The sequence below is a fragment of the Oribacterium sp. genome (genome assembly GCF_057249185.1).
The window spans coordinates 1-6,854 of the sequence record NZ_DBHIGR010000127.1; the positions used below are offsets into that span (position 1 = coordinate 1).

Here is a 6,854-nt window from a genome sequence, read left to right on the forward strand (position 1 = left end):
TCTGCATTATATAACTATTGTGAATTTATGTCAATCCTTAAAAATTTATCATAAAAGCTACATGAAAATTTCTTATAAAACCGAAAATTCTTAGTTTTTCGTAGATACTTTCCTCTACACCGGATTTCCTCTACACCGGCTTTCCTCTATACCAGCTTCCCCAACAAGCCGTAGCTGAGTAGGGACATAATCCCTGCCGCAAGGCATACTCCGATACCGATGGCTAAGAACGCCTTTTTTCGATTCATCTTTAAAAGGCTGGCTACCATGGCACCGGTCCATGCGCCGGTACCGGGAAGAGGAATTCCCACGAAGAGAACCAGACCCCAGAAGTCCACCTTATCAATGGCATCCTTATGCTTATCTACTTTTTTCCTAAACCAGGATGCCAAAGGTCTTGTGATGGAAGACTTCTCCATAAGCTCCACAACCTTGGAAAAGAAGAAAAGGACAAAGGGGATGGGGAGGATATTTCCGATTAAACAATATAGCAAGCCTTGTATATAATTTACCTTCAGTAAGGAGGCGGCAATCAAACCGCCACGCAGTTCGATAACGGGCATCATGGATAAAAAGAAGACCATCATTTCCCGAGAAAGAAATTTTTCAAAATGTGCTGTAAAAAATGTAATAAAACTTTCCATAATTCCCTTTTCTCTAAACTTGAATGCCATTTTGACTTATGTTAGAATTTCATGCAAAGGCATTTTCCCATTGAAACTGTTTGGGATTCTATAGAAGAAGTATAGGGGAGTCAATGCTTTTCACAAAAACTGCACATTTGCAAAGTAAAGTGCAAACTGTTCTTTTTTTAAAATTGAGCAGTTTTATAAATAAAGGAGTGCAATGATTAATTTCGAGGATGAGATAAAGAGGTTTAAACCAAGCTTGGATGTGGATCAGTTAGAGGATGCCATTCTCAAGGTGGACCTTACCGATATGAATGATTTGATGACACAGCTTATGGAAGAGGCTTTAAAGAAGGGGAACGATCCGTCATGAAATATGATATTACCCTGGAACGGATAGCCAACTGTTATTATAACCTGGGACTGGAAAGAGCCAGACTTCGGGACTTAAGCGGTGCCGCAGAGCTGTTGAAGAAGGCCTTGCATTTTGATAAGTACCAAAGGGAAGCAAGAAATCTGTTGGGGCTTATTTTTTTTGAGATGGGAGAAGTGGCGGATGCCTTGGTGCAATGGGTCATCAGCATGAATCTTTTGCCGGAGGATAATCCTGCGGATTATTTTTTGGAGCAGATTCAAAGAAAACCGGCGATTTTACGCATTTGCTCTGATAATGTAAAGCGTTACAATCAAGCCTTGGACTATGCCCAGCATAATAACGAAGACTTAGCGGTTTTTCAGTTGAATCAGGTTATCGGAGACAGTCCGAACTATGTGAAGGCTCATATCTTACTTTCTCTTCTCTACATGAGAAGAAGCGAGTGGGTAAAGGCAGGAAAGAGTCTTTATCTGGTGCTGAAGATTGACAGAAACAATCCAAAGGCTCTCGTTCTTATGGACTATGTGAAGAAGAAGACCGGAAGAGCGGAGGTGGAGCAGAGCCGCCTACGGAATGTCTTTTCCCATAGGAAAATGATGGATGATGATGTGATGATGCCCCAGGAGGTTAAGCAGATTTCCCCCTGGGCGGTTTCTGCCCTGCTCCTTCTGGGAGTGGTGATTGCCCTTTTTGTTTTTTATCTTTTGATGCTTCCGGCAGGAATCAGAAGAGCCAATAGCAAAAACAATCAGGAAATGATATCCTATACGGAAAAGCTGGATGCTGCGAATCAGAAAATGGGTGATTTGTCAGCGGCCAATGCCAGTCTGCAAAAAGAGTATGATGAAATGAAGGAAAAGCTGGATCGCTATGAGAACCAAAATGCTTCCTTTATGGCGCAATATCAGAGCCTTGTAGGTATTAACAATGCTCTTTCCACAGGGGATTTGACACAGGCGGCTCAGTTGTATACTGCCTTGGATCAAAGCGCCATTACGGATGAAAGTCTGGTCTCCATGCTATCTTCCATTAAGTCCCAGATGGAGGGAAGTGTGTACCTTCGTTTGCAGGAATTGGGCAGTACAGCATGGAATGCAGGCCGTCTGGAGGAAGCTTTACAGGATTATAGCTGGAGTGTAAAGATTCGAAGAGAGGCGGAGAACTTATTCCTGCTGGCAAGAATACAGCAAACCATGGGCAATACTACGGAGGCGAATCAGAACTTTGATTCCGTGGTAGGGGAATTCCCAAGTTCGCCTTATGCGGAAAGGGCCAGACAGGCAAGGGGATATTGATGTTGGATCAGAGGAAAATCATAGCCATGGTGCAGGTCGCCATGCTGGAAAAGGAAATAGGGCAGGAGGCTCTGGATACGGCCAAGTACTATAGGGAAGATTATATTTCCAATCGGGTACTGCGGGGAATCCTTCAATATACAGGGATTTTCTTCCTGCTTCTGTTTGCCTATTTTCTTATGGAAATAGAAAACATTCTCCAAAAGCTAGATTTTCAGTATATGATGGATTTGGGAAAGCGAATTTCCCTTCTCTATTTCCTGGGCATGGTTTGTGCCATTGTGCTTATTTCCATTGCGTCCTATTATTCCTATGAAAGAGCCTATGAAGACAGTCTGCTTTACCGTGAACGCTTAGAGGATCTGCTTCTTTTGTCTACAGCAAAGAGAACGGAAAAGTTTAGAAAAAAGGAGGAGAAAGACACTATCGTTCAAAAAGCCAGAGAAGAGGCTCAGGAAGTGGTACTGCAAATGAAGAAAGAGGGAGCTAAACTGGATTTAGCGCCGCTTTATACAAGATCGGAAAGATTGGCTAAGGCTAGAAGGCTGAAGGACGGAGGAAAAGCTGTTCAGAAAAATGCTGCTCCCAAACCAAAGGGAGAAGAAGAGTGGCTGGATGATGAGGCGGATTGGTTGGACGAGTAAGATAGGGAGAGAGTAGGAGTATGAACGGTTTTCGACTTTTTAAAGAAAAATGTCAAAAAATATATGGACAGCAGGATTATTGGATGGTTCCTATTTTCCGTTCCTGCCTGGCCTTTCTTATCTTTTTTTCCTTAACCCGCCATTTTTCCATGGTGGGAAAGCTGGCGCATCCGATTTTTCTTTTGTTTTTTAGTTTGATATCCTTTTTTCTTCCCTTTTCGACTTTACCGATGCTTCTGGGCGTAATATTGATGTCCTATTTTTATCAGCAATCTCTTTTGCTCTTGATTGTTTCCGGGGGCATCTTTTTGTTCTTGTTTTTATTGCAAAGTAGTATCAGAGGAAAATATGCCATCCTCATTGCCTTGATGCCCTTTTGCTTTCTTTTGAAAATCCATTATTTTTTACCGATATTTGTGGGCCTGACTATGGGCTTTACGGCCTTTTTACCTCTGGCTTTGGGATGCTTTTTATATTTTTACCTCAGCTTTATTCAGCAGAATGAAAAGCTTTTTACGGCTTCTGCAGACCTTACGGAACAGTTGGAATCCTTGACGAAAACCCTTCTTCCCTTTTTTAAAGACAAGGAAATGATTCTTGTATTGGTTCTTTTTTCTGCTGTGGTAGTAACGGTTTATCTGCTGAGAAACGGAAGCTTTCAGTATTCCTGGCACATTGCGGTAACGGTGGGGCTGGTCATGGAGGCATTGCTTTGGGTATTGTATCCTTTGCTTTCTTTGAAAATGAACTTCTTGATTAGCATTATTGCCTATATCATTTCCGCCCTGTTGTCTGTATTCACCCTGTTTTTCTTCCATGATGTGGATTACCGGGGAACCAAATTTTTGCAGATGGAAGACGATGATTACTACTATTTTGTAAAGGCTGTACCGAAGAATAAAGGAGAACATTTTCCTTCTTCGGATTAATGACTTTTCTCCATAGAGAAAAGAGAATTTTTGTGTGAACTTGACTGTTTGTTGCTACGAGGAGAAAGGGGTATCGGAATTGGATTTCTTTACAAAGATTAAGGGGTGGGTAAGTTTACTTCCTGCGTTTAGTCTGTCAGGACTTGTGGAAATAGCAATTTTGGCAGGGATTATTTATGTCGTCCTTCTTTGGATTCAGAACACAAGAGCCTGGCAGTTACTGAAAGGAATTCTGGTGCTTCTTTTGTTTACGGCATTTGCCGTTTTCTTCCGTTTGAATACGATTGTTTGGTTAATTGAAAGAATTTCCACAGCGGCTATTATTGCGGCTGTTATCATTTTTCAACCGGAATTGCGAAAGGCTTTGGAGCAATTAGGCTCTAAGAATCTTTTCGGGCAGTTCCAAAGGGAAGATAGCAAAGGCAGCTTCAGAGTTAATGAAGAATTGATTTCGGCCTGTCAGGAAATGTCAAGATATAAGACCGGTGCATTGATTGTTATTGAGCAAAACCAAAGCCTTAAAGAGGTGGAGGATACCGGTATTTATGTGGATGGTATAGTAACGGCGGCCTTACTCATTAATATTTTTGAAAAAAATACTCCCTTACATGACGGGGCAGTTGTGATTTCCGGAGACAGAGTGGTTTCCGCCACCTGTTATCTCCCCCTGTCCGATACCGGAATATCCAAGGCCTACGGTACCAGACATAGGGCGGCACTGGGAATTTCGGAAAGTACGGATGCCATTACCCTGGTAGTATCCGAGGAAACGGGACGAATCTCCGTAGCCTTTCAGGGAAAGCTTTTACATGTCAAAGAGGCAGGAGAATTAATACGATATCTTCCGAAGCAAGAGCAGGAAGAGCAGAAGAAAACTTTATTTTCCCGCATTCTTCCCAGAAAAAAGGAGGAGAGATAAATGAAGTTTTTTAAAGAGAATCTTATATTAAAGCTGGTGAGTGTGGTTCTGGCTTTGCTGCTTTGGTTGATTGTTTTCAATGTGTCCAATCCGGAACAAAAGGAAAGCAGAACCGTGGAATTACAGATTTTGAATCAGGATACCTTTTCCGCGGAGAATAAAACCTGGGAAGTGGATCGGAGTACGGTGGCTGTAAGTTATACCGTGCGAAGCAATCTGGCTTCCTCTGTAAAGGCTTCCGATTTTAAGGCCTATATTGATTTAAGCGATTATTCCATTACGGGATCCGTACCGGTCTATGTGGAGCTGGTCAATCAGGAAAATGCTTCCAGCATTTCCGATATTGTGGCCAGACCTTCCGTTGTTCATGTCAGCATAGAGGATTTACAAAAGAAAAAATTTGATTTACAGGTGCATCAACAGGGAAATGTGGCTGAGGGTTATACCGTTTCGTCCATTACTGTTGATCCTACCACCATTTATGTAAACGGTCCGGAGTCTTCCGTGGGAAGAATATCTTCTCTGGGGCTGGTAGTCAATGTGGACGGCATGAATCAAAATACCGATGGTACGGGAAAGATTGTTTTCTACGATGCTAACGGAAAGATTATTCAAAATCTGCCGAATGTCAGTCTGTCTCAGGAGCAGGTGGATTATACGGTGGTGATTCACAAGAAGAAGGATCTTATTCTATCCGCCACAACGGAAGGAAACGTACAAAACGGTTATACGGTGGAGGAACTTCAGATTTCTCCCAAAAGCATCAGTGTTTCCGGCAGTGAATCTGTTTTGGAAGGACTCAATCAACTGACTCTTCCTGCCCTGGATGTATCGAATGCCAAGGAGGATGTGAGTGTAAGCCTGCGGCTTAAGGATTATTTGCCCAGCGGTTTGTCTCTGGCAGAGCCCAACAGTACAGTCTATATTCATGCCACTATCAAAAAGCTTCCGGAAAGCACGAAGGAAGAGGTGGAGCAGAATACCAAGGCAAGTACTACGGAAGAGAGTACGGAGGGCACAACAGAAAGCAGTAAATCCTCGGAAAGCACGAAGACCACAGAGGAGGAAAACCCGGCGGAAACAAAGGGAAGCGGTAATGGAGATAGTAAAGGAAGCGGAGCGGATAGTGGAGAATCTACAGAAAACAAAGGCCCCAGCGCTGAACGGAAAACAAAATAACTGTAGAAAAAGTCTGCTTTTTGACCTTTGCTTATATACGATATTGTATGGCATGGCATATCTTTTGAAGGAAAAGGGATATGCCGTGCTTTCCTTTTTCTGCTTTCTGATTTTGTCTCTTTATCTTTTTCTTCGGGAAAGAGAGAGAGAGGGAAGCAGTGTGACTTTACCCGGTCTGTTTGCCTTGGGATTACTTTTTGGAGAGGGTGTGGCTACTTTACAGCTTAGTAAGCTTTCTTCTCCCTGGACCATTTATACCTGGTTAAGCTATTATTTGGCTTATCTTTTATTCTTTTTAGCTTATCACGGTAGAGTGTATTTATCTGAATTCGCGGCTCTTCGCTCTAAGAAAAATAAAAAAATCTTCTCGGAAGAAGCAAAGAAAGTGGATTTATCCGATAAAAAATATCGGTGGAACTTTACGGAAGGACAATTTTTAAAGCTTTGTATTTTGGGCCTTCTTTTGATTTCCTATTTTTCATTTGCGATAGAGGCATTGGCTCTTGGCTATATTCCTTTATTTACGGAGCATACCCCCCACGCATATTCTTATTTTCATCTAAAGGGGCTTCATTATTTCACCACTCTTTTTGTGCTGGTTCCTATGCTTCTTCCCTTTTTATATCAAAAAGAGGGCAGACTGAATCTGTTTTCAGGCATCAGTTTGTTTTTAGCGCTTCTCTTACCCATCCTTTTGGTGTCCCGCTTTCAGCTTCTCTTTTCCCTGTTTTTATTTGTGTTTTCTGCCCTGTATCAGGGCTTACGGATTCGGAAAAGATACCTGCTTTTGTTGTTTCTTTTTTTGGTATCTGCCTATGTTTTTCTTACAATAGAAAGAGCCCATTCCGTTTCCTATCTTATGGGAATCTTTGAAATGAAAAAT

General features: G+C 42.1%; 8 protein-coding genes. 7 read left to right on the plus strand and 1 reads right to left on the minus strand.

Annotated elements, in window-relative coordinates; all coding sequences use genetic code 11:
- Positions 1 to 146: 146 nt before the first annotated feature.
- A complete protein-coding gene (locus ACO4PX_RS07575) occupies positions 147 to 644 on the minus strand; it encodes a COG2426 family protein (protein ID WP_485572168.1) in 498 nt (165 codons plus the stop codon).
- A gap of 202 nt (positions 645 to 846) precedes the next feature.
- On the opposite strand from ACO4PX_RS07575, the gene ACO4PX_RS07580 reads away from it, so the two are divergent.
- From ACO4PX_RS07580 to ACO4PX_RS07610, 7 genes are all read left to right on the plus strand, one after another.
- Positions 847 to 1,002 carry a hypothetical protein gene (locus tag ACO4PX_RS07580; RefSeq protein ID WP_007156354.1) on the plus strand — a complete coding sequence of 52 codons (156 nt, stop codon included), beginning with the start codon at positions 847 to 849 and terminating at the stop codon, positions 1,000 to 1,002.
- The gene (locus ACO4PX_RS07585; RefSeq protein ID WP_485572169.1) at positions 999 to 2,300 is read left to right on the plus strand and encodes a tetratricopeptide repeat protein; all 1,302 of its coding nucleotides are present in this window, start codon (positions 999 to 1,001) and stop codon (positions 2,298 to 2,300) included. The genes ACO4PX_RS07580 and ACO4PX_RS07585 overlap by 4 nt, the downstream gene beginning before the upstream one ends.
- Positions 2,300 to 2,944: a hypothetical protein gene (locus ACO4PX_RS07590; RefSeq protein ID WP_455017768.1), complete on the plus strand. Its 645-nt coding sequence runs from the start codon at positions 2,300 to 2,302 to the stop codon at positions 2,942 to 2,944. Before ACO4PX_RS07585 ends, ACO4PX_RS07590 begins: the two co-directional genes overlap by 1 nt.
- Before the next feature lie 20 nt (positions 2,945 to 2,964).
- The gene (locus tag ACO4PX_RS07595) at positions 2,965 to 3,873 is read left to right on the plus strand and encodes a hypothetical protein (protein ID WP_485572170.1); all 909 of its coding nucleotides are present in this window, start codon (positions 2,965 to 2,967) and stop codon (positions 3,871 to 3,873) included.
- A 34-nt stretch (positions 3,874 to 3,907) separates the two neighbouring features.
- A complete protein-coding gene (gene cdaA / locus ACO4PX_RS07600; RefSeq protein WP_485572171.1) occupies positions 3,908 to 4,792 on the plus strand; it encodes a diadenylate cyclase CdaA in 885 nt (294 codons plus the stop codon).
- The gene (locus ACO4PX_RS07605; protein WP_485541072.1) at positions 4,793 to 5,971 is read left to right on the plus strand and encodes a CdaR family protein; all 1,179 of its coding nucleotides are present in this window, start codon (positions 4,793 to 4,795) and stop codon (positions 5,969 to 5,971) included.
- Positions 5,889 to 6,854 (plus strand): oligosaccharide repeat unit polymerase (locus ACO4PX_RS07610; RefSeq protein ID WP_485572172.1); only part of this gene is annotated, 966 nt, incomplete at its 3' end. The genes ACO4PX_RS07605 and ACO4PX_RS07610, both read left to right, overlap by 83 nt.

Coding starts and splice junctions, on each gene's coding strand:
- ACO4PX_RS07575 (WP_485572168.1), bottom strand. CDS start 644: ATGGAAAGTTTTATTACATTTTTTACAGCACATTTTGAAAAATTTCTT.
- ACO4PX_RS07580 (WP_007156354.1), top strand. CDS start 847: ATGATTAATTTCGAGGATGAGATAAAGAGGTTTAAACCAAGCTTGGAT.
- ACO4PX_RS07585 (WP_485572169.1), top strand. CDS start 999: ATGAAATATGATATTACCCTGGAACGGATAGCCAACTGTTATTATAAC.
- ACO4PX_RS07590 (WP_455017768.1), top strand. CDS start 2,300: ATGTTGGATCAGAGGAAAATCATAGCCATGGTGCAGGTCGCCATGCTG.
- ACO4PX_RS07595 (WP_485572170.1), top strand. CDS start 2,965: ATGAACGGTTTTCGACTTTTTAAAGAAAAATGTCAAAAAATATATGGA.
- ACO4PX_RS07605 (WP_485541072.1), top strand. CDS start 4,793: ATGAAGTTTTTTAAAGAGAATCTTATATTAAAGCTGGTGAGTGTGGTT.